This window comes from Aeromicrobium sp. EU05-FHT14F07 (genome assembly GCF_058790455.1).
Genome location: NZ_JBYTCR010000001.1, coordinates 14,933 through 35,124, shown reverse-complemented (window position 1 = coordinate 35,124; position 20,192 = coordinate 14,933). Strand labels below are relative to the sequence as shown.

Below are 20,192 nucleotides of genomic sequence, written 5' to 3'. Positions count from 1 at the left end.
GTGACGTTTGCGGGCCAGGACACGACGATCCGGCCCGGAAACGTCACGCTCAGGGGTGGGAGGGAGGGTCAGGAGGCCTTCGTCCAGATCATCTGCTCGTCGAGGTCGGTGCGGCGGTTGTCCCAGGCGTCGAGGAACCAGTTCTGACGCACCGTCCACGGACGCTCCTTGCCCTGCTGGGGCAGGACGCCGACGGCACGCTGCACGTAGCCGGACTGCAGGTCGAGCGCGGGCGCACCCTGCCCGCCGACGGCGTCGGGATCGGGCATGCCGGCGACGTAGCCGTGACGACGCATGTGCTCGAGCAGCCGGGCGACGTACTGCCACGACAGGTCGGCTCGCAGCGTCCAGGACGCGTTCGTGTAGCCGATGCACCAGGCGAGGTTCGGGACCCCGCTGAGCATGAGGCCCTTGTAGACGAACCGGTCGTGCGGGTCGACCTTCTCGCCGTCGACGTCGATCGCGACCTTGCCCAGCGCGGCCAGCTTCAGACCGGTGGCGGTGACGACGACGTCGGCGTCGAGGTGCTCCCCCGAGACGAGCCGGATGCCGGTCTCGTCGAAGGAGTCGATCCGGTCAGTCACGATCGACGCCTGTCCGCGGCGCAGCGTCCGCCACAGGTCGCCGTTCGGGACGACGCACAGCCGCTGGTCCCACGGGTCGTAGCGCGGCGTGAGGTGCCGCGGGTCGAAGCCCTCCGGGACAGCGCCCTGGGCGCGGCTCAGCAGGATCTTGCGGGCCGCCGACGGGAAGCGACGGCAGAACTCGTAGAAGCCGATCGCGGTGGCGGCGTTCTTCAGCCGCGTCAGGCGGTGGGCCGGCCCGGCGGGCAGCACCTTGCGCAGGCCCGCGGAGATCGCGTCCTCCTGCGGCAGCGACGTGATGTAGGTGGGCGAGCGCTGGAGCATGGTCACGTGACCGGCACGCTCGGCCATCGACGGCACCAGGGTGATCGCGGTGGCCCCGGAGCCGATGACGACGACCTGCTTGCCCGCGTAGTCGAGGTCCTCGGGCCAGAACTGCGGGTGCACGACGGTGCCGGCGAAGTCCTCCAGCCCCGGGAAGTCGGGGGTGTAGCCCTCGTCGTAGTCGTAGTAGCCGCTGCACATGAACAGGAAGGAGCAGGTCTGCTCGACGAGCTCGCCGTCGACCTCGCTCGTGACCGTCCAACGTGCCTCGTCGGACGACCAGCTCGCGCCGACGACGCGGTGGCCGTAGCGGATGCGCTCGGCGATGCCGTGCTCGTCGGCGGTGCTGCGGATGTACTCGCGGATGTCCGCGCCGTCGGCGATGGCCTTGCGGTGGGTCCAGGGCCGGAACGGGTAGCTGAGCGTGTACATGTCGGAGTCCGAGCGGATGCCCGGGTAGCGGAAGAGGTCCCACGTGCCGCCCATCGCGTCGCGGGCCTCGAGCACGGCGTAGCTCGACCCTGGACTCATGGTGCTCAGCCGGTAGGCGGCCCCGATGCCGGACAGCCCGGCCCCGACGATGACGACGTCGACGTGCTCCATACGTGAACCTCTTTCAGATACCGACGGTATCCGAAACCGTACGCGCGGTACGGGGGCACGTCAAGACGCCCTGTCCCGGCGACCAGGACTCCACTACGATCGGCGGCGTGAGCGACGTGCTGCAGGACGACCGTGACCGGACCCCCGACACGAGGGAGGCCGGCGACGCCGACGTCCGCGACCCGAGGTGGCTGATGCTGGTCGCCGGCGTCATCGGACTCGCCGCCGCGATCGTCCTCACCATCGACAAGGTCAAGCTCCTCACCGCCGAGGCCGCCGGCACCGACAAGACGCTGAACTGCGACCTCAACGCGTTCGTCAGCTGCGGCGGCGTCATCAACACGCCCCAGGCGTCCGCGTTCGGCTTCCCGAACCCGATCATCGGCATCGTCGGCTTCACCGTCGTGGTCACCCTCGCCGTGCTGCTGGTGACCGGGGTCCGGCTGCCCGCGTTCGTGTGGGCCGGACTGCAGGTGGGCGTGCTGTTCGGCATCGGCTTCGTGACCTGGCTGCAGTACCAGAGCATCTACGACATCGGGAAGCTCTGCCCGTGGTGCATGGTCGTGTGGACGTTCATGATCCCGCTGTTCGTGGTGGTCACCGCCCGCAACCTGCGCGCCTTCGCTCCCCGGTCCGCGGTCACGCGGTTCCTCAGCAACTGGACGCTGCTCGTGATCGTGCTCTGGTACGTGGCCGTGCTGTCGGCCATCTGGTTCCGCTTCGGCGAGAACCTCTGGGCCTGAGGGTCAGGACGAGCCGGCCACCGCGCCGGCGAGCTCGTCGAGCACCTCGGCCAGTCGCACGTCACGTCCGCTGACGCCGTTCACGTCGTGGCTGACGAGCCGCACGTCGACCCGGTCGTAGACGTTGGTCCACTCGGGGTGGTGGTCCATCTCGTCGATCCGCGGTGCTGCCGCGGCCATGAAGCCGATGGCGTCGGCGAAGCTCTCGAAGTGGTACGTGCGGGTGAGGCCCGACGCGTCGCCCTCCCACCCGGGGAGGTGCTCGAGCGCCTGGGTGACGCGGGCCGGGTCGAAGGGCTCGTCCATCCCCCGACCGTACGCGTCAGGCAGCGGCCGCGCGAGCCCGTCGCGTGATGGCGTCGACCAGCACCTGCGGGGCGTGGTCGGGGATCCAGTGGCTGACGCCCTCCAGCACGACGAGCTCGTACGGGGCGTCCACGTGACGCGGCGTCAGGTCGACCCCGGCGCGTCCGAGCGCGACGTCGCCGGTGCTCCACACGAGGGTCGTCGGCACGCGCACCGTGCCCTGGAGGCCCTTGGCCGAGAACGGCAGCGCGCGGTAGAAGCCGAGGCCACCCGTCAACGCGCCGCCGTCGATCATCTCGGTCTGGAAGCGGGCGAGGAGCTCGTGGTCCATCCCGGCGTGCCGCAGCACCCGCTCGCGCACGCCGCGCGCCCGGGTGAGCACGAGCTCGGGCACCACCGGCAGCTGGAAGAACCCCATGTACCAGGACTTCAGCAGCTGCGTGCTGCGGGTCATCGAGGCCACGAAGGCCGCGGGGTGCGGCACCGACACGGCGGTCCAGGAGAGCAGCCGGTCCGGGTGGCGCGCCGCGACCACCCAGCCGATCGCCGAGCCCCAGTCGTGCCCGACGAGGTGCACCGGCTCCCCCACGACCGCCAGGAGCGCGGCGACGTCCTCGGCGAGCAGCTCGGTCGCGTACGCACGCCGACCCGCCGGTCGGGCACCCGGCGAGTAGCCGCGCAGGTCGGGCGCGATCGTGCGGTAGCCGTCGGCGTGGAGCAGCTCGCTGACCTTGTCCCACGACGTCGAGGTCTGCGGGAAGCCGTGCAGCAGCACGACCGGCGGTCCGTCGAGCGGTCCGGTGTCGCGCACGTCGAACGTGAGCCCGTCGTGGGAGAACGTGTGGATCCGACGTCGCCTGGCCATGCCCGCGACCATACCGGCGGTACGGGCGCGCCCGCACCTCGCACGGCCGCGCCCCTGCCGGCTCCGCGCCGACCCCTCCGGCGGAGGGGGACGCCCAGCGGCCCCTGACGTCGCGCACAGGTCCGGCACAGGAACGCTCGTCATCGTCGACGAGGACACACCTCAACGGAAGAGAGTCACCTGATGAACACCTCCACCGCAGCCCGCCTCGGCATCGCCGGCCTCGTGGCCGGGGCCGGCCTGGCCGTCGGCGGCGTGGCGCTCGCGTCCGCGGACACCGCCACGACCGGCAGCGGGGCCAGCACCAGCGCCCGCCCCGCCGGCCCGCACGGCGGACCCGGCGCACAGGCAGCCGTGATCGCGAAGCAGCTCGGGCTGGAGCAGTCGGTCGTCGAGAAGGCCCTCGCGGCCGTCCGCGACGACCTGCGTCCCGCCCAGCCGAAGGACGGGGAGAAGCCGACCCCGCCCACCGAGGCCGAGCGCGAGCAGCGCGAGGCGAAGCTGGCCACCGCCCTGGCGAAGGAGCTCGGCGTCTCGGAGTCGAAGGTCGAGTCCGCGCTCGCCGCCGCCGAGAAGCAGGCCGACTCCGACCGCGCGGAGCGTCGCACCGAGGAGCGCAGCGCGCTGTCGGAGCGGCTCGACGACGCCGTCAAGGAGGGCACGATCAGCTCCTCGGACAAGGCGTCGGTCCTGAAGGCCTTCGACGCCGACCTGCTCGGACCGGCCGGCGGCCCCGGCGGTCACGGCGGTCCCGGTCGCGGCGGACCCGCCGCACCCGACACCCAGGACGACTCCTCGTCCTGAGCACCTCCTCGACGCCCCCGTCCGCACCTGCGGGCGGGGGCGTCGTCGTGCCCGCACCACGGTCACGTGAGGACCACGTGGACGACACTCCCCGCCGCCGCGCGTCCCCCGTCGGGCCCGCTGCCTCACGCCATCGCACTTCTCCCCTGAACGTTTGACAACGATTCTCATTCTTGTCTAAGGTGCTCGCAGATCGGCCGCCACCACGCGGCCCCCGTCCCGCCCGGTCAGTGGCGGTTAGAGAGCACCGCGACCGCGCCCGCGGTCGTCCGACCCACCCACGTCCGGTCGGCAGCTGCCCCCGGACGGATCGAAGGAGCAGCATGTCCTCTGCACGTCTCATCACCGCCGTCCTCGCCGGTGGAGCAGCCTCCGTGGCATTCAGCCTCCCCGCCCACGCCGAGACGGCCATCCCGGCCGGCCACAACGACGTGGTCGAGCTCGAGTGCACCGACGCCGGCGGCACGGCGAGCTACGAGCTCGGCAGCCACCTCGGCGGCCAGCACGTGTCCCCCGCCGACATCGGCAACCACCGGGCGACGTTCCCGGCGTCCAGCGCCGGCGTCAGCTACACCGGCGGCGCCTGGGTCGTCGACGCCGACCTCGACTCCTCCCTGCCCGACCTCGGCTTCAGCTACGAGGTGGCCGCCGGGGCCGAGAGCGTCTGCGCCGACTCCGTCTCCATCACGCTCGACTCGGGCGTGACGTTCGGCGGCTCGTCGACCGTGACCCTCACGCAGGCTGCCGACCACGTGCACGGCGAGTGGCGTCTGCCCGCGGCCAGCGCCACCGCGACGAACTACGCGGTGAGCCTCGACGTCGAGACCGGTGACGGCGCCTTCGCCGAGACCCTCTCGCCGCTGAACATCACGGCCGGCTCCTGACACCCCGCCTCGGGGCGGCACACGCTGCCGCCCCGAGGCGCCCCTCCCCCCCTCCCTGCGAAGGTCTCCATGCGCTCGTCCCTCCGGCTCCCCGCGACCGCCCTCGTCACGGCCCTCACGGCCTGCCTGGTCGGGCTCACCCTGTCCGCCGTGCCGACCGTCGCCGCCGACGGCTCGGTCGCCACCGGCAAGCACGTGCTCCGCACCGTCAAGACCGCGGACGGTGGCATCGCGCTCGACTGGGTCACGCCGCCGACCGCACCGACGTTCCGGATCGGCGACGCGACGTCCTACGAGCTGCCCGACACCCCGGCGCACCGGACGCTCGGCACCCCTGGGGAGCGCGCCTGGATCAGCGGGTCCACGACCGACGACAGCGTGGCGCCCTCGGTCGCGCTCTCCTACACCGCGCGCGCGGCGGGCGACCCGACGCTGACCTACCGCATCGACGACGTCGTCGCCCCGGCGGGCGGCACGTACCAGACCTACCGCTACGACTACAGCCAGCCGTGGAGCGGGCTGGCCCGACCGCTCCTGACCCACGACGAGTTCGCGTTCCTGACGCCGATGGGCACGGGACGTGGCGCCGACGGCACCGAGCAGTCGCGCGAGGGCGAGCTGAAGACGGCGAGGAACACCACCGGTGGTCTCGTGGGCCACTGGGTGCACCGGTTCACCCGACCCGGCCTCTACTGCGTGTCGCTCTCGGTCGAGGGCACCTTGTCGACGATGACCGCCCGCGCCCGGAGCGCACGGGTGACGCTGCGCTTCGCCGTCGGCGACACCGTGCCCGACGACGCCGCGTGCGGGACGTCGGCCAGCGGCCCCACCCCTGAGCCGACGCCGGACCCGACCGACGAGCCCAGCCCGGAACCGACCCCCGGCCCGACGGTCGAGCCGACCCCCGAGCCGACTCCCGGACCGACGCCTGAGCCCACCCCTGAGCCCGAGGACCCGACGTACGTCATGCGCAGCGGTCACGCCGACGTGGTCGCGCCGCGGATCGTCGGCGACACCGACCGTCGCCTCGTGCTCGACGCCTCGGTCGACGGTCACGGGCGCGTGCCGTACCGCGACCTGGTCGTCGTCCACCCCGACCTGCTCCGCACCACGGTGCCGTCCGGCGACGACTGGGCCTTCCTCGGGACACCCGGACAGCCGCTGTGGAACAGCCCGCAGTCGTCGGGCTCCGTCGAGGGCGGGACGAAGGCGTTCCCGTGGATCGGCAGCAGCTCCGAGGACGACGCCCTCGTGGCCAACGGCCGCCGCACCGACATGGCGATCGAGCAGGTCACCGGTCCCGACGGCGGACGCCCGCCCGGCGACCTCTCGATCTGGACCGGCTCCTCCAGCCCGTACGTGCTGGTGAGCACGCGCGGCGGCGTCCTCCCGTCCGGTACTCCGGCCGTGCTCTCGGCGGCGAGCGTCCGCAACCACGCCCACTACAACTGGTCGTTCAGCGCACCTGGCGTGTACTGCCTCGCCGTGTCGGCGCAGACCGAGATCGGCGGCGACCTGCAGGTCCGTCGTGACTGGCTGACCATGGTCGTCGGCGACGCCGTCGACGCCGACCGGGTGGCTCCGTGCGCCCGCCGTCTGCCGCCGCCCACCGAGCCGGCCCCCGGGCCGACGGAGCTGACGTCGGGCACCGGCCCGCACGTCGTCACCGACGACGGCCACGTGTCGCTGCACCCGACGACGAACGCCGGCATCGCCGCGGCCTCGTGGAACACGGCGCGTCAGCGTCCGGTCGCCTACACCCGGCTCGACGACACCGTCGTGCACCTGCGCAACCCCACGGTGCGCAGCTACCTCGACTCCCTGCAGCTGCTGTCGACCCGGACCCTGCGGCTCGACACGCTCGGGGTCCCTGCGTCCGACGGCGGCGAGACGGTCGAGCTCGTGCGCATGCGCGGCCCGGGGCCCCTGCACCTCGACGACGCCCGCTCCGAGGACGCCGACCGGGCACCGCGCACGCTGCGCCCGCGTGAGGAGACGGTGCAGGGCGTGCGGGTGCAGGCGTCGCTGCCTGGGCGCTACTGCGTCGACCTGCGCTGGACGAACGGTCGCGGCGAGCGTCGCGACACGACCCTGACGCTGGTGATCGACGGACCCGTGCGGCCCTCGGACCCCGAGAGCCCGTGGTGGCGGGCGGCCGAGCACGGCGCGCTGGGCACGACGTGCGCCGCTGGCGCCGACCCGGAGGGGCCCTCCGACCCCGAGCCGGAGCCGGAGCCCACGCCCACGCCGTCCCCGACGAGCCCCACGCCGACGAGCAGCCCGACCCCGCCGGTCGACGACAAGGACCCGGTCTACGACGCGCCGAACGGCTGGCGCAACGACGCAGGCGCGACGATCATCGACGAGGGTCACGTCGACCTCGCCTCGCGTGTGCTCCGCGGCGCGCTGACCACCCACGTGAAGGACAGTGCGACCGGTCGCGACGTCACCTGGCGCTCGCCCGGCTCGACGGTGCTGCACGTCGGTCGGCAGGCGGCGCAGCGCATCCCCGCCGGCGCCAACCTCGCGTTCCTCGGCCGGGCCGGCGACCCCGTCTGGCTGGCGCCCGAGACCCAGGACGAGTCGATCGTGTGGCCGGGCTGGTCCACCGAGGCGATCCCGGACGGCACGCTGCGCGGCGGCGTGCGCTGGCGTCTGCTGCGCGCAAGCGGACCGGGCGAGATGGCCCTGTTCACGTCGGTGCCCAACGGCTTCGGCACCGTCGACGTCCGCTTCAACACGCGCGACGGCATCACCTCCGCCGACGCGTTCACCATCCCGCCGCGCACCCATGCGCACGGCACGTGGGCCTTCAGCGCGGAGGGCGTGTACTGCCTCGACTCCGAGCGGACCGCGACGTCGGCGTCAGGGCGCACGCTGCGCCACCGGTTCACGCTCGCCGTGGCCGTCGGTCGCACCGACCTGCGCACCGTGGACCCGAAGGCCTGCTTCCGCACCGACGGCCGGCCGGGGACGGCGGACACCCGGCCCGTGCCCGACGCGTCGCTGACCGACGCCACGACCGGTGGCGTGCGGCTGCTCAACGGGCGGGACGGACTCGTCCGCGGCTCTCAGGCGCTGCTGTCCGTGCCCGGCGTCGACCCCGGCGAGTGGGTGTCGGTCTGGCTGCACAGCCGACCGCGCTGGCTCGGCTGGGCCCAGGTCGACGCGTCCGGCTCGCTGCGCGTCCGGATGCCCGCCGACGCCCGCACCGGCGACCACCGGCTGGTGGTCAAGCGTCGCTCCGGCGAGCTCGTCGGCTGGGACCACGTGACCCTCACGGCCGCACCCCGCGTGCCGACCGCACCCCGCCCGGGTGGCTCGGGCGGGTCCGGAGACGGCGGGTCCGGGACGGGCGGCCCGGGAGCGCGTGCCGCGCTCGCCGCAGGTCAGACCTGCGTGCCGCAGCGCGCGACGGTGATCTCGTCCGGGCACGTCGACTACGCCACGCGTCTCGTCGGTGGCCGCCTGCGGTCGCTCGTCGGGACCGACGGCTCCGGCGCGAAGGTCTACCGCGACCCGAAGGACGTCGTGCTCTGGGTGAAGCCCGGGAGCAAGGTCCGGCTCCCCGCCGGGCTGGGTGCCGTGGGCCGCGCGGGCAGCTCGATCTACCAGGTGCCCCAGACCCAGGTGCAGGACCTCGTCTGGCTCGGCTGGAACACCGAGAGCCTCGACACGAGCCAGGTCCGCGGATCCGTCCGCTGGCGGCTCGACTCGGTCCGGGGTCCGGGGAGCCTGCGCGTCTACACCGCGGGCACGTTCGGCGGCGTCGAGCGCATGGTCTTCGACGGCCCCGGCACGACGAGCATCCCGCTCGGCGTCCACGCGCACGCCAACTGGGCCTTCAGCAGGCCGGGCTTCTACCGCGTCGCCTTCACCCAGCAGGCGACCCGCGCCGACGGGAAGGTCGTGTCGGACCGCTCGACGCTCACCTTCGCGGTGGGCGACGTGAACCCGGCGGCGGCCGCGTCCGGCGGCGGCTGCGGAGCGCTCCCCCAGTCCGACGTCGCGAGCGAGGACCGCACGCTCGAGGAGTCCGCCGAGGCAGCCGCGCAGGACCGCGCCGAGGCGGCCGCGGTCGCCCGCGGGCTCGTGCCGGAGTCCGACGACGGGGCCGCCGACCGCATGCTCGCCGCCCTCGAGAAGGGGCCGGTCAGGCTGCTGCTCGGGGTGCTCGGCGGGCTGCTGCTCGCGACGGCGGCCGGCGCACTCTGGTGGCGCCGACGCTTCCACGGGACGGCCACGTGAGACCGACCTCCCTCGCGACGCTCGCGCTGGCGGCGTCGTTGGCGGTCACCTCCTGCGCTCCCCCGCCGCGGTTGTCCGACCAGGACGGGCGGGTGCAGGTGGTGACCACCACGGGCCTGCTGCGCGACCTCGTGCAGCAGGTCGGCGGCGACCGGGTGAACGTCGTCTCGATCGTCCCCGACGGCGCCGACCCGCACTCGTTCGAGCCGACCCTGCGGTCGGCGCGCGACGCCGCCTACGCCGATGCCGCGTTCAGCAACTACGCGCTGCTGGAGGAGCACGCCGTCGTCAAGGTGCTCGACGCCAACATCGACGCCGACGCCCCCAACGTCGCCCTGGCGGAGGGGGCCACGAAGTACGCCGCCGAGGTCATCCCGCTCGTGGAGAACCTGCGCCTCGACACGCCGTGGCTGGGGCTGCGCTCGATCGGCGACGGCGCGGCCTTCGACGCCGACCGGGCGTCGCAGGTGCGCCTGTCGGCGACGGCCGCGACGGGACCGGGCGACGTCTGGGCCTACCTGACCGGCACGTTCGGCGACACGACGGTGACGTTCGGGTCCGCCGACGGGTTCGACGACGAGGACACCGCGGTGCTGCCGCTCGACGCCCACACCCACATGTCGTGGGCCTTCACCGAGCCGGGCATCTACCGGCTGCGCTTCGAGGCGGCCCTGCAGGTCGACGAGGACGGCCCCGAGGTCCCGCGCGGCACCGGGACGCTCACCTTCGCCGTCGGGGTCGACCCCGCGCGCGCCGGGGTGGACGACGCCGTCGTGGTCGACGGTGGTCACGCCGACCTCGCCGCCGACGTCGACACCGGCCGTCTCGTGGTCCGCCACGACCCGGACGGCGGGGGCGATCACAGCCAGCGCACCCTGCCGCTCGAGGACGTCGTCGTCGAGGTGCCGACCAAGGCGCTCTCCGAGGTGCCGGCCGAGCGCAGCCTGCGGTTCCTCGGCCGCCCCGGCACGGAGGTGTACCAGCTGCCGCAGGCGGTGCTCGGCAAGCACGTGCACGGGGAGATCGACCCCCACCTGTGGCACGACGTCCGCAACGTCATGGCCTACGTGCAGCTCGTCCGCGACACCCTCGTCGACGTCGACCCGGCCGGTGCCCCCGTGTACCGCGCCCGCACCCGGGACTACCTGCGCGAGCTGGACCGGCTCGACGCCACGATGCGCCGCGCGGTCGCCAGCATCCCGGCGTCGCGACGCCACCTCGTCACCTCGCACGACGCGTTCGGCTACCTCGCGAAGGCCTACGGCCTGAAGGTGTCGGGCTTCGTGACCCCGCACCCCGGCATCGAGCCGTCGCTCGCCGACCGCCGCCGGCTCGCGCGCACGATCGCCGACCTCGACGTGCCGGCCGTGTTCCTCGAGCCGAACCTGCGAGCCCGTTCCAGCACGCTCGTCGACGTCGCGCGCGAGCAGCACGTGAAGGTCTGCCCCCTCTACGGCGACGCGTTCGACGCCACGGTGCGCAGCTACGCACAGCTCGTGCGCCACAACGCCCGCTCCCTCGTCCAGTGCCTCGCACCCCAGGAGAACCCGTGATGCCCTCCACCCGTCCCAGCGGTGGCCCGCGCCCGTCCCATCCCGCTTCCAGGAGGAGCCTGTGCCGGCTGGCCGCCCTGGCCGTCGTCCTGGTGGCGCTCGTCCCGTCGGGCGCGGTCGCCGCGGACGACCCCGACCTGCGCCAGACGGTGCGCGGTGACGACCCGGTCGTCACCGACGTGAAGGTGCTCGAGGGCGGCCACGTCGACCTCGGGCCCACCTACGTCGACGGCGCGTGGCGCTTCCTCGTCCACGACGACACCGCGAAGGCCGACCCGTCGAAGCAGAGCACCTGGCGCCTGCCGGACAAGACGGTGTTCGCCGTGCCGGACGCCGTCCGCCTTCCCGCGCCCGACGACCCGACGTACGCGTTCCTCGGCGCGAAGCCGGGCAGCACCGTGTGGGCGCTGCCGCAGACGCAGGCGGCCGGCGCCCCCTGGGTCGGCTGGAACACCCAGGAGCCGCGGGTCATGGAGACGATCGACCGCGGCATGACGCTGCGGCTCGAGGGCGTCCAGGGTCCCGGCCGGATGGTCACCTACCTGCAGTCCGGCTCGTTCGAGGAGCCGGAGGTGCTGTGGACGTCGGCGAAGGACGCCCGCCAGGACTTCTTCGTCGACGTGAACACGCACACGCACGCGAACTGGGTGTTCACGGAGCCGGGCGTCTACCTCGTCCGCGTCAGCGCGATCGCCGACCTCGTCGACGGCGGCACCGCCACCGACACCCAGGTGCTGCGGTTCGCGGTCGGCGACGACACGAGCCCGCAGGAGGCGCTCGCCGCCACGTGGCGCGGCAGCACGCAGGCACCTGGCTCCACCACCGACACGGCCGCCGCGCCGACCAGCGACGACGGCGTCGTCGTGACGGTGCTCGTCGTGGCGATCGCCGCCCTGGCCGTGCTGCTCGTCGGCGGCGCCGTCGTGGCCGTCGTCCGGCTGCGCGGACAGCGTCGCCGGGCGCTCGGCGGGACGGACGTCGCATGACCGCGGTCGGCACCTCGCCGGACACCACAGCCCCCTCGACGCGCAGCCGGCCCGAGCCACCCGGCGAGCGGGGACTGCGCGTCCACGGTCTCGCCGTCGACCTCGCCGGCCGTGCCGTGCTGCGGGACGTCGCGCTGACGGTCGAGCCGGGGCAGGTCGTGGGGATCGTCGGACCGAACGGGGCCGGCAAGACCACGCTCATGCGCGCGGTGCTCGGTGTCGTCCCTCGCCGCAGCGGCGAGGTCGTCGTCGACGGCCGTCCGGTGCGGCCGGGGCGCTCCGGCATCGGTCACGTGCCCCAGCGGGTCGACGTCGCCTGGGACTTCCCGGTGAGCGTCGCCGACATGGTCGCCTCGGGGCTCACCGGCACCCGCTGGACCGGGTGGCGGCCCGGAGCGGCGGGATGGCGCGCCGTGGCGGACGCCCTGGACCGCACGCACGTGCGCGACCTCGCCGACCGGCCCGTCGCCGAGCTGTCGGGAGGTCAGCGCCAGCGGGTGCTGCTCGCGCGCGCACTCGTGCTGCAGTCGTCCGTGCTGCTCCTCGACGAGCCGCTCACCGGGCTCGACGTCCCGGCACAGGACCTCATCACCTCCCTGGTCCGAGAGCTCGCCGACGACGGGCTCGCCGTGCTGATGTCGACGCACGACCTCGTCGGCGCCGTCGACCAGTGCGACCGGTTCGTGCTCGTGAACGGGACGGTGCGCGCCGACGGACCCACGCGCGAGGTCGCGGCCGACGTCCAGGCGTGGGTCGAGACCTTCCGCACCCGCCCCGACGGCGCGCTGGTGCGCGCCCTCCAGGCGGTGTGACATGGGGTTCCTCGAGTTCCTGGCCGACCTGGTGAACCCCGACCTCGCGTTCCTGCCCCGGGCGCTGGCCGTCGCCGTCGCGTCGGCGCTCGTGTGCGGGGTCGTCGGCTGCCACGTCGTCCTGCGCGGCACCGCGTTCATCGGCGACGCGGTGGCGCACGCCGTGTTCCCGGGCCTCGCGGTCGCGTTCGTGCTGTCGGCGAACCTCGTCCTCGGCGGGGCGGTCGCCGGGGTGCTGACCGCCGTGCTCATCGCGGTCATGGCACAGAACCGCCGACTCCGGGAGGACTCAGTGATCGGCGTGCTGTTCGTGGCGGCGTTCGCGCTCGGTGTCGTCATCATCGCGCAGGCGCCCGGCTACGCAGGCTCGCTGCAGCAGTTCCTGTTCGGGTCGATCGCCGGGGTCGACGACGGCGACCTCGTGGCGGTCGGGGTCGTGACCGTCGTGGTCCTGGCCGTCTGCGCCTGGCTGCACCCCGAGCTGGTCAGCGTCGGTCTCGACCGCGAGGGCGCCCGCGCGCAGGGGGTGCGCGTGTTCTGGATCGACCTCGCGCTCTACGTGCTCATCGCGCTGAGCGTGGTGGTCAGCGTGCAGACGATCGGCAACGTGCTCGTCCTGGCGCTGCTCGTGACCCCGGCGGCCACCGCGCGGCTGCTGACCTCCAGGCTGGGGGTCATGATGGTGCTGGCCCCGGTGATCGGAGCGGTGGGCGCGTTCGTCGGGCTGTACGTCTCGTGGACCTGGGACCTCCCGACCGGCGCCGTCGTCGTGCTGACGCTCACGGGCGTCTTCATGGTCACCTGGCTCGTCGCACCGCGGCACGGCATGCTCGCCGCCTGGACCGGCCGCCGACCGGCGGCGGCGCGGGGGGTCGCGTGAGGGAGCGGCTGCCGGTGCTGGGTGCCGGGCTCGCCGGCCTGCTCGGCGTCGCGCTCCTCGTTGTCGCGGTCGTCCTGCCCGACGGCAGCGGTTCGGAGGCACCGGCTGCCACGCGTTCGACGACGTCGGCCGCACCGCAGGCGGCAGCGTCGCGGACCGCCGCGCCGGACCCGGCCCAGGTCCCCGTGGCCCAGCTGCCCGACGGCGCCTGGATCGACGCGACGGCCGCGTCGACCGGTGTCGAGGCACGGGTGCTGCGCGCGTACGCCGGTGCGGCCCTGCGCCTGGAGCGTGAGCAGCCCTCCTGCCGCCTCGGCTGGAACACGCTCGCGGCGATCGGCGCGGTCGAGTCCGAGCACGGCACCATCGACGGCTCCGTCGTCACCGACGACGGCGTCGCCGACCCGCCGATCGTCGGCGTCGCGCTCGACGGCGGCGACGTGCGCGCCCTCAGGGACACCGACGACGGCGAGGTCGACGGCGACGACCGCTGGGACCGCGCGGTCGGCCCGATGCAGTTCCTGCCCTCGACGTGGGAGCGGTGGGGCGCGGACGGCGACGGCGACGGTCACGCCGACCCGCAGCACGTCGACGACGCCGCCCTCGCTGCCGCCCGCTACCTGTGCCACGGCGAGCGCGACCTCACCCGTGGCCCCGACTGGGTGGCCGCCGTCTCCTCCTACAACGAGGGCAGCGAGTACCACGCCCGCGTGCTCGAGCAGGCTCGCTCCCTGGCGTCGCTCGCGGCACGCTGACGGGCCTGCGACGTCAGCCGCCGGCCCCGACCACCGACAGCAGCTGGAGGCGCTCATAGCTGTCCGATCCCGGCGCCGCTGTGTAGACGAGCAGCATGTGGTTCTGCTCGGGATCGAGCAGGGTGTGGCAGTTCAGCTCGAGCAGGCCGACGGTCGGGTGCTGGTACCGCTTGACTCTCCGGGGTCGGATGCCGACCTGGTGCTCGCTCCACAGCGCACGGAACTCCGCGTTGGAGTCGACGAGCAGGTCGACCAGCTGCTGGGCACGCGAGCCAGGGCCGCGGAGGGTGGCGATCTCCCGCAGGCCCGAGACGTACATGCGGGAGTAGAAGTCGTGGTCCTCGGGCGGATGCAGGTCGCGAGCCGCGGGCTCCGTGAACCAGCGGTAGCCGATGCTGCGGGCAGGACCCACCCGGTGGCTCAGGTCGCCGACCAGCGCGACGCCGAGCGGCGTCTGCCGCAGCGACTCCCCCAGCTCCGTGACGATCTCGGCGGGCGTGTCGACGAGCCGGTCGAAGATGCGCAGCATCCCCGGACCGACGTGATGGCTCTCCGCACCTCTCAGCGGTGCCCGGTGACCAGCCAGCCGGAACAGGTGGTCGCGCTCCTCGAGGGTCAGGTGCAGTCCCTGCGCGATCGACGCCACCATCTGCTCGGAGGGCTGCGGGCCCCTCTCCTGCTCCAGGCGCGCGTAGTAGTCGGTCGACATGTGGCACAGCACCGCGACCTCCTCGCGGCGCAGCCCCCTGGTGCGACGCCGCGGGCCGTGGGGCAGGCCGACGTCCTCCGGCTGCAGCGACTCCCTCCGGAGCCGGAGGAACTCCGCGAGTCCCGACCGATCGATCATGCGTCCATCCTCGCCGACGACCCGATCCCGATCCACGGACCGACAGTCCCTGGATGTCCGTCGTCTGATGCCGCACCGTGGGGACGTGCCCCGAACCCGGAGCCGCAGGACGCACCCGAGGAGCGAGCCCATGCCGCGCAGGACCCCCGACATCACCCTCCCCGACCTGACCGGGCGTCGTGCCGTGGTCACCGGCGCAAGCGACGGGATCGGTCTCGGCATCGCCGGCCGGCTGGCCGCTGCCGGGGCCGAGCTGGTCCTTCCGGTCCGCAACCCGGACAAGGGCGAGCAGGCCGCCGAGCGGCTGCGGAACCAGCACCCCGGTGCGAAGGTGACGACCCACGTCATGGACCTGTCGTCGCTGGCCTCGGTCGCGGCCTTCGGCGAGCTGATGCGCGCCCAGGGCGCGCCGGTCCACCTGCTCGTCAACAACGCCGGCGTCATGACCCCGCCGGAGCGCCGGACGACCGCCGACGGCTTCGAGCTGCAGCTCGGCACCAACCACCTCGGGCACGTCGCGCTGACGGCGCACCTGCTGCCGCTGCTCGTGGCGGGCCGGGCCCGCGTGACCTCCCAGACGAGTGTCGTCGCACGCTCCGGCGCCATCCACTGGGACGACCTGGACGGCGAGCAGGCCTACGACGCCATGCAGCTGTACCGGCAGTCGAAGATCGCCGTCGGGCTGTTCGGGCTCGAGCTCGACCGGGTCAGCCGACGGGAGGGCTGGGGCATCAGCAGCACCATCGCCCACCCGGGCGTCGCCCCGACCAGCCTGCTCGCCGCTCGGCCCGAGATGGGCCGGACCACGGACACCCGCGAGGTGCGGGTGATCCGCTGGCTGTCCCGACGCGGGGTCCTGGTGGGCACCGTCGACAGCGCCGGACTCCCCTGCCTCATGGCCGCGACCTCCCCGACCTCCGACGGCGGACACTTCTACGGACCCCAGGGCCTCGGCGGCACCTCAGGTCGACCAGGCCCCCAGAAGCTGTGGAAGCCGCTCGACGACGCCGAGGCCGCCCGACGCCTGTGGACGTGGTCCGAGGAGGCGACGGGCGTGACCTTCACCCCCTGAGGCGAACCTCCCGCGACGACGTCTCGGCTGCAGGACGACTGGTCCACAGGCCGAACGACACCCCGGTCGCGTCGCGGAAGACCGCGCACCAGCGATCGTCTCCTCCGAGAGCGACGCGTGCGCGCTCGACGGTCCCCCCGAGCTCGACCACCCGCGCGAGCGTGGCCTCGAGGTCGTCGACGTCGACGTAGAGACGCGGCCCGGGCGACGGCGGAGCCGTCGACGCTGCGGCTCGTCGGAGTCCTCCGACAGCCCGCTCGTCGTCGCGGACCACCCAGTAGTCGGCACCGAGCTCGGTGTCCACGAACGCGGGCTCGAACGACCAGCCGAAGAGCGCACCGTGGAAACGCCGGAACCGATCGGGGTCCGCCGTCTCGATCTCCCACCACACGATCCCGGCCACGGAACCATGCTACGAAGTCCGCTCGCCCGAACGAGTCTGCTCGACGCGCCGAGGCGACGCAGGGCTGCCCGTCCCGGACGAGCCTCGGTACTGCGTGGCGGACGCGTCCGTTCTCCTGTGGCCCGTGCGCATGCAGGACAGCGTGCGACTGCCAGCGCGCCCCGTCTCTTCATAGGCAAGTCGCGACTTGCCTATGATCGCCGCATGGTCGACGTGTTCCGCGCCCTCGACGACGCGACGAGACGGCTCCCGCTCGACGAGCTCGCCGCGCGAGACGGGCGCACCCTCTTCGACCTGTGCACGACGTTGATCTCGGTCCACGGCATCGGCCTCACCCGCCAGGCGATCTCTCAGCACCTGAAGGTGCTGGAGGCCGCAGGGCTCGTCGCCACGGAGCGGCGCGGACGCTCCAAGCTCCACTACTTCGACCCGACTCCGCTCGCCGAGATCGCTCGGCGGTGGCCCACGACCCCAGGAGAGACCCCATGAGAATCGCCCTCACGTCGGTGTTCGTCGACGACCAGGAGACGGCAGAACGCTTCTACACCGACGTCCTCGGCTTCGCGTTGCGTCACAAGGTGCCCGTCGGTGACGACTTCTGGCTGACCGTGGTGTCCCCCGAGGACCCGGACGGGCCCGAGCTCCTCCTCGAGCCCTCCGGCCACCCCGCAGTGCAGCCGTTCCGGGAGGCCTTGGCAGCGGACGGGATCCCGTGTGCTCAGTTCACGGTCGACGACGTGCACGCCGAGTACGAGCGGCTGCGCGGACGCGGGGTCTCGTTCGTCCAGCCGCCCACGGACCTGGGCACCGTCGTCGCGGCCGTGCTGGACGACTCGTGCGGCAACCTGATCCAGCTGGTCACGCCCACACCCGCCGCCGAGACCACGTGAACGAACGTCGGCTCCCCGACCGGGTTGCCTGAGGACTCACGCGGGAGGACGTCCCAGGGATCAGGGCCGGACCGGTGTCGCGGCGTCGACACCGACCACGGTGGTCCACGGCCGCGCCGTCCACGTGGTCACCAGTCCCGAGGTCACGTACGGGTCTGCCGACGCGAAGGTGGTCGCCAGCTCCACTGCGTCGTCACCCTGGAAGACGAGCAGCCCTTCGTAGGGCCCCGTACCGACCGCGCCTCCGAGCACCAGCTCTCCCCGCTCGACCGCAGCCCAGGCGAGCGCGAGATGCTCCGATCGGAACCGCTCCCGCGACTCCAGGTAGTCGTCGCCGTAGGTGTACTGGAGAACCGCGTGCGTCATGGCTGGAATCTAGCCGGAGGGTGGCCGCAGAACTCATCGACGAGGACCCGCCGCGCGCGACCGGTCCCACTGATCAGGTACGACGCGAGGGCGCTGTGCATCCCGCCGGATCCCCACGACGCGCTGCGCCGATCGTCCTGAACGGCGTGGCTGGTGATCGCTGCGCGAGCCGATGTTGGCGGAGCCAGAGCCCGCTCTACTCCCTCCTGGCGATCCCGCAGAGCGTGCGAACACGTGGGTGCCAGGGGCGGCTCGCCGGCCCGGCGAGCACGAGCTCGCGCGTGATGGTGTGGCTGAGGGGCGTCATCGTGAGGGATGCGGGGAGCATCGGGTCGGCCAGCGTCGGCATGATCGTGATGCCGAGTCCGGCGTCGACCATGGCCATCAGGGTGGTCAGCTCACGAACGCGCTGTGCCGGTGCGTAGGCCAGCCCGGCCTGCCGGTGGAGCTCCTTGACCTGGGGCTCACATCCTGCGGTCGACACCAGGAGCGGGTCGTCGAGCAGGTCGGGGAGCGCGACCGCCTCCGCGCTGGCGAGCGGGTGGTCGGTGCGGGTGACGGCGCGGAACTCGTCGCGCGCCACGACGACCTGCTCGGCCGCGGGACCAGGGTTGATGAGGATGGCGGCGTCGGCGGCACCGGTGTCGAGCCAGGTCGCGACCTCGACGTCGTCACCCTCTAGGAGCCGGACACGGATGCCGGGGGCGTGGGTGCGCCACCGTGCGAGGAGGTCGGGGACGACGCGGTGACCGGCCGTCGGGGTGATCGCGAGCCTGATCGTCCCGGTCACCGGGGCGCGCGAGGGGGTTGCGGCCTCGAACGCGTCGGCGGCGGCGAGGGTGGCGCGCGCATGCGCCAGCAGTCGTGCACCGTCGTCGGTGACGGTGCACGGCGCTCGGTGCACCAGCGCGGCACCGACGTGACGCTCGAGCGTGGCAAGCGTGTGCGAGACGGAGGACTGACTCAGCCCCAGCGCGTCACCTGCAGCGACGAAGCCGCCCTCGTCTGCCAGCGCGACGAACACCCGTAGCTGCTTCAGCGTGGCTCCCATGGACCGCTCCCGACATGTAGATACCTCATGACGCAATGAGTCTCATCTGTTTGATTCATCATACGAACCGGTCGAGTCTGTCGGAACGGGACCAGCAGACACGGGAGGCGTGCAGATGACCGAGAGCGGCCGGGCGTGGGTGCCGGCGCAGTTCGCTGCGTTGGCGTTGGTATGGGGCGCGAGCTTCCTGTTCATCAGGGTCGCCCTCGACGGGCTCTCGCCCGTGCAGGTCGTGTTCGGGCGCCTGGCGTGCGGGGCACTCGTGCTCGCCGGGGTCATGGCCGCGACCCGGCGGAGCTGGCCACGCGGCCCGCGGGTGTGGCTGCACCTGACGGTGATCGCCGTGCTGCTGTGCGTGGCGCCGTTCCTCCTGTTCGCCTGGGCCGGGCAGCACATCGGCTCGGGCCTGTCGAGCATCTACAACGCCACCACCCCGATCACCACCCTTCTGGTCTCCCTCGCCGCGCTCCCCGACGAGCGGCTGACGCGCGCCCGCGCGAGCGGGGTCGTGATCGCCGCCCTCGGGATCGTGGTCGTGGCCTCGCCCTGGCTGGCGTCCACGCGCCCGCAGGCAGATGCCGGGACGGTCTCGCTGGTCGCGCAGGCGGCGTGCTTGGGCGCGACCACGTGCTACGGGCTCGCCTTCGTCTACAGCCGACGGTTCCTGCGCGGCTACGCCTACGACGCGACGACGATCGCCGCCTCGCAGATCGGCGTCGCCGCGCTCCTCACCGCCGCGTTGATGCCCGTCGCCGGCACGACCCCCGTCGAGCTGACCGTGCCGGTCGTCGCCAGCGTGCTCGTGCTCGGCGGCGTCGGCACCGGGGTCGCCTACATCTGGAACACCCGGATCATCCAGGTCTGGGGTGCCACCCTCGCCTCGACGGTCACCTACCTGACCCCCCTCGTGGGCGTGACGCTGGGAATCCTCGTCCTCGGCGAGAGCCTGCAGTGGAACGAACCCGTCGGCGCAGCCCTCGTGATCCTCGGCATCAGCATCAGCCAAGGACTGCTACCGCGCCTCTGGGCCACGAGGACGTCGGCGGCCCGTAGGTGAGGGGTGCTCCAGGTGCTTGACCCGCACGTGCACGAAGGCCCCGCCCCGTCACGAGGACGGTGCGGGGCCCTTCGAGGCTCAGTGGAGCTGCCGGGATCCCTCGCGGGGCGGCTCCGCCGCACAAGGGGGCCCGACTCGATTGCTCTGCCCGATGCACGT

20 protein-coding genes are annotated in these 20,192 nt (G+C 73.1%); 13 read left to right on the top strand and 7 right to left on the bottom strand.

The features are described from left to right. Window positions 1-68: 68 nt before the first annotated feature. Entirely contained in the window at window positions 69-1,511 is a 1,443-nt protein-coding gene (locus AC3WRM_RS00185) for a flavin-containing monooxygenase (RefSeq protein ID WP_492246934.1), read from the bottom strand. Window positions 1,512-1,618: 107 nt separating this feature from the next. Here AC3WRM_RS00185 and AC3WRM_RS00180 point away from each other — a divergent pair, with 107 nt between their 5' ends. Next, window positions 1,619-2,254 carry a vitamin K epoxide reductase family protein gene (locus tag AC3WRM_RS00180; RefSeq protein ID WP_492246935.1) on the top strand — a complete coding sequence of 212 codons (636 nt, stop codon included), beginning with the start codon at window positions 1,619-1,621 and terminating at the stop codon, window positions 2,252-2,254. A gap of 3 nt (window positions 2,255-2,257) precedes the next feature. On the opposite strand, the gene AC3WRM_RS00175 is transcribed toward AC3WRM_RS00180, so the two are convergent. After that, window positions 2,258-2,560 (bottom strand): 4a-hydroxytetrahydrobiopterin dehydratase, encoded by a 303-nt coding sequence (locus AC3WRM_RS00175; protein WP_067855643.1) that lies wholly within the window; start codon window positions 2,558-2,560, stop codon window positions 2,258-2,260. Window positions 2,561-2,576: 16 nt separating this feature from the next. Beyond that, the gene (locus AC3WRM_RS00170) at window positions 2,577-3,425 is read right to left on the bottom strand and encodes an alpha/beta fold hydrolase (protein ID WP_492246936.1); all 849 of its coding nucleotides are present in this window, start codon (window positions 3,423-3,425) and stop codon (window positions 2,577-2,579) included. A gap of 183 nt (window positions 3,426-3,608) precedes the next feature. Between AC3WRM_RS00170 and AC3WRM_RS00165 the strand changes: the two genes are divergently transcribed. The 8 genes from AC3WRM_RS00165 to AC3WRM_RS00130 all read left to right on the top strand — a co-directional run bounded on the left by AC3WRM_RS00165 (window position 3,609) and on the right by AC3WRM_RS00130 (window position 14,347). Further along, window positions 3,609-4,229, top strand: coding sequence for a hypothetical protein (locus AC3WRM_RS00165; protein WP_492246937.1), 621 nt, complete (start codon window positions 3,609-3,611; stop codon window positions 4,227-4,229). Between the two features lie 323 nt (window positions 4,230-4,552). Further along, the gene (locus tag AC3WRM_RS00160; RefSeq protein ID WP_492246938.1) at window positions 4,553-5,113 is read left to right on the top strand and encodes a hypothetical protein; all 561 of its coding nucleotides are present in this window, start codon (window positions 4,553-4,555) and stop codon (window positions 5,111-5,113) included. A 69-nt stretch (window positions 5,114-5,182) separates the two neighbouring features. After that, the gene (locus AC3WRM_RS00155; RefSeq protein ID WP_492246939.1) at window positions 5,183-9,361 is read left to right on the top strand and encodes a TIGR03773 family transporter-associated surface protein; all 4,179 of its coding nucleotides are present in this window, start codon (window positions 5,183-5,185) and stop codon (window positions 9,359-9,361) included. Beyond that, window positions 9,358-10,914: an anchored repeat ABC transporter, substrate-binding protein gene (locus AC3WRM_RS00150; RefSeq protein WP_492246940.1), complete on the top strand. Its 1,557-nt coding sequence runs from the start codon at window positions 9,358-9,360 to the stop codon at window positions 10,912-10,914. The genes AC3WRM_RS00155 and AC3WRM_RS00150 overlap by 4 nt, the downstream gene beginning before the upstream one ends. Continuing rightward, window positions 10,914-11,900, top strand: coding sequence for a choice-of-anchor M domain-containing protein (locus tag AC3WRM_RS00145; protein ID WP_492246941.1), 987 nt, complete (start codon window positions 10,914-10,916; stop codon window positions 11,898-11,900). Before AC3WRM_RS00150 ends, AC3WRM_RS00145 begins: the two co-directional genes overlap by 1 nt. Next, on the top strand, window positions 11,897-12,712 hold the full coding sequence (locus AC3WRM_RS00140; protein ID WP_492246942.1) for a metal ABC transporter ATP-binding protein: 816 nt from the start codon (window positions 11,897-11,899) through the stop codon (window positions 12,710-12,712). Before AC3WRM_RS00145 ends, AC3WRM_RS00140 begins: the two co-directional genes overlap by 4 nt. Window position 12,713: 1 nt before the next feature. Further along, complete coding sequence (locus tag AC3WRM_RS00135) at window positions 12,714-13,592, top strand: anchored repeat-type ABC transporter permease subunit (protein ID WP_492246943.1); 879 nt, start codon at window positions 12,714-12,716, stop codon at window positions 13,590-13,592. Continuing rightward, the gene (locus AC3WRM_RS00130; protein WP_492246944.1) at window positions 13,589-14,347 is read left to right on the top strand and encodes a lytic transglycosylase domain-containing protein; all 759 of its coding nucleotides are present in this window, start codon (window positions 13,589-13,591) and stop codon (window positions 14,345-14,347) included. The genes AC3WRM_RS00135 and AC3WRM_RS00130 overlap by 4 nt, the downstream gene beginning before the upstream one ends. Window positions 14,348-14,360: 13 nt before the next feature. On the opposite strand, the gene AC3WRM_RS00125 is transcribed toward AC3WRM_RS00130, so the two are convergent. Further along, complete coding sequence (locus AC3WRM_RS00125; protein ID WP_492246945.1) at window positions 14,361-15,194, bottom strand: helix-turn-helix transcriptional regulator; 834 nt, start codon at window positions 15,192-15,194, stop codon at window positions 14,361-14,363. A gap of 130 nt (window positions 15,195-15,324) precedes the next feature. Here AC3WRM_RS00125 and AC3WRM_RS00120 point away from each other — a divergent pair, with 130 nt between their 5' ends. Further along, a complete protein-coding gene (locus AC3WRM_RS00120) occupies window positions 15,325-16,266 on the top strand; it encodes an SDR family oxidoreductase (protein ID WP_492246946.1) in 942 nt (313 codons plus the stop codon). Here the strand turns inward: AC3WRM_RS00120 and AC3WRM_RS00115 are convergent. Then, the gene (locus AC3WRM_RS00115) at window positions 16,256-16,669 is read right to left on the bottom strand and encodes a VOC family protein (RefSeq protein WP_492246947.1); all 414 of its coding nucleotides are present in this window, start codon (window positions 16,667-16,669) and stop codon (window positions 16,256-16,258) included. The two genes, AC3WRM_RS00120 and AC3WRM_RS00115, sit on opposite strands and share 11 nt — an antisense overlap. 204 nt (window positions 16,670-16,873) lie before the next feature. Between AC3WRM_RS00115 and AC3WRM_RS00110 the strand changes: the two genes are divergently transcribed. Both AC3WRM_RS00110 and AC3WRM_RS00105 read left to right on the top strand, forming a co-directional pair. Beyond that, a complete protein-coding gene (locus AC3WRM_RS00110) occupies window positions 16,874-17,158 on the top strand; it encodes an ArsR/SmtB family transcription factor (RefSeq protein ID WP_492246948.1) in 285 nt (94 codons plus the stop codon). Beyond that, window positions 17,155-17,559: a VOC family protein gene (locus tag AC3WRM_RS00105; protein ID WP_492246949.1), complete on the top strand. Its 405-nt coding sequence runs from the start codon at window positions 17,155-17,157 to the stop codon at window positions 17,557-17,559. The genes AC3WRM_RS00110 and AC3WRM_RS00105 overlap by 4 nt, the downstream gene beginning before the upstream one ends. 60 nt (window positions 17,560-17,619) lie before the next feature. Here the strand turns inward: AC3WRM_RS00105 and AC3WRM_RS00100 are convergent, their stop codons facing one another. Both AC3WRM_RS00100 and AC3WRM_RS00095 read right to left on the bottom strand, forming a co-directional pair. Further along, on the bottom strand, window positions 17,620-17,925 hold the full coding sequence (locus AC3WRM_RS00100; RefSeq protein ID WP_492246950.1) for a YciI-like protein: 306 nt from the start codon (window positions 17,923-17,925) through the stop codon (window positions 17,620-17,622). A gap of 196 nt (window positions 17,926-18,121) precedes the next feature. Next, entirely contained in the window at window positions 18,122-18,976 is an 855-nt protein-coding gene (locus AC3WRM_RS00095) for a LysR family transcriptional regulator (protein WP_492246951.1), read from the bottom strand. Between the two features lie 115 nt (window positions 18,977-19,091). Here AC3WRM_RS00095 and AC3WRM_RS00090 point away from each other — a divergent pair, with 115 nt between their 5' ends. Beyond that, on the top strand, window positions 19,092-20,033 hold the full coding sequence (locus AC3WRM_RS00090) for a DMT family transporter (protein ID WP_492246952.1): 942 nt from the start codon (window positions 19,092-19,094) through the stop codon (window positions 20,031-20,033). Window positions 20,034-20,192: the final 159 nt, after the last annotated feature.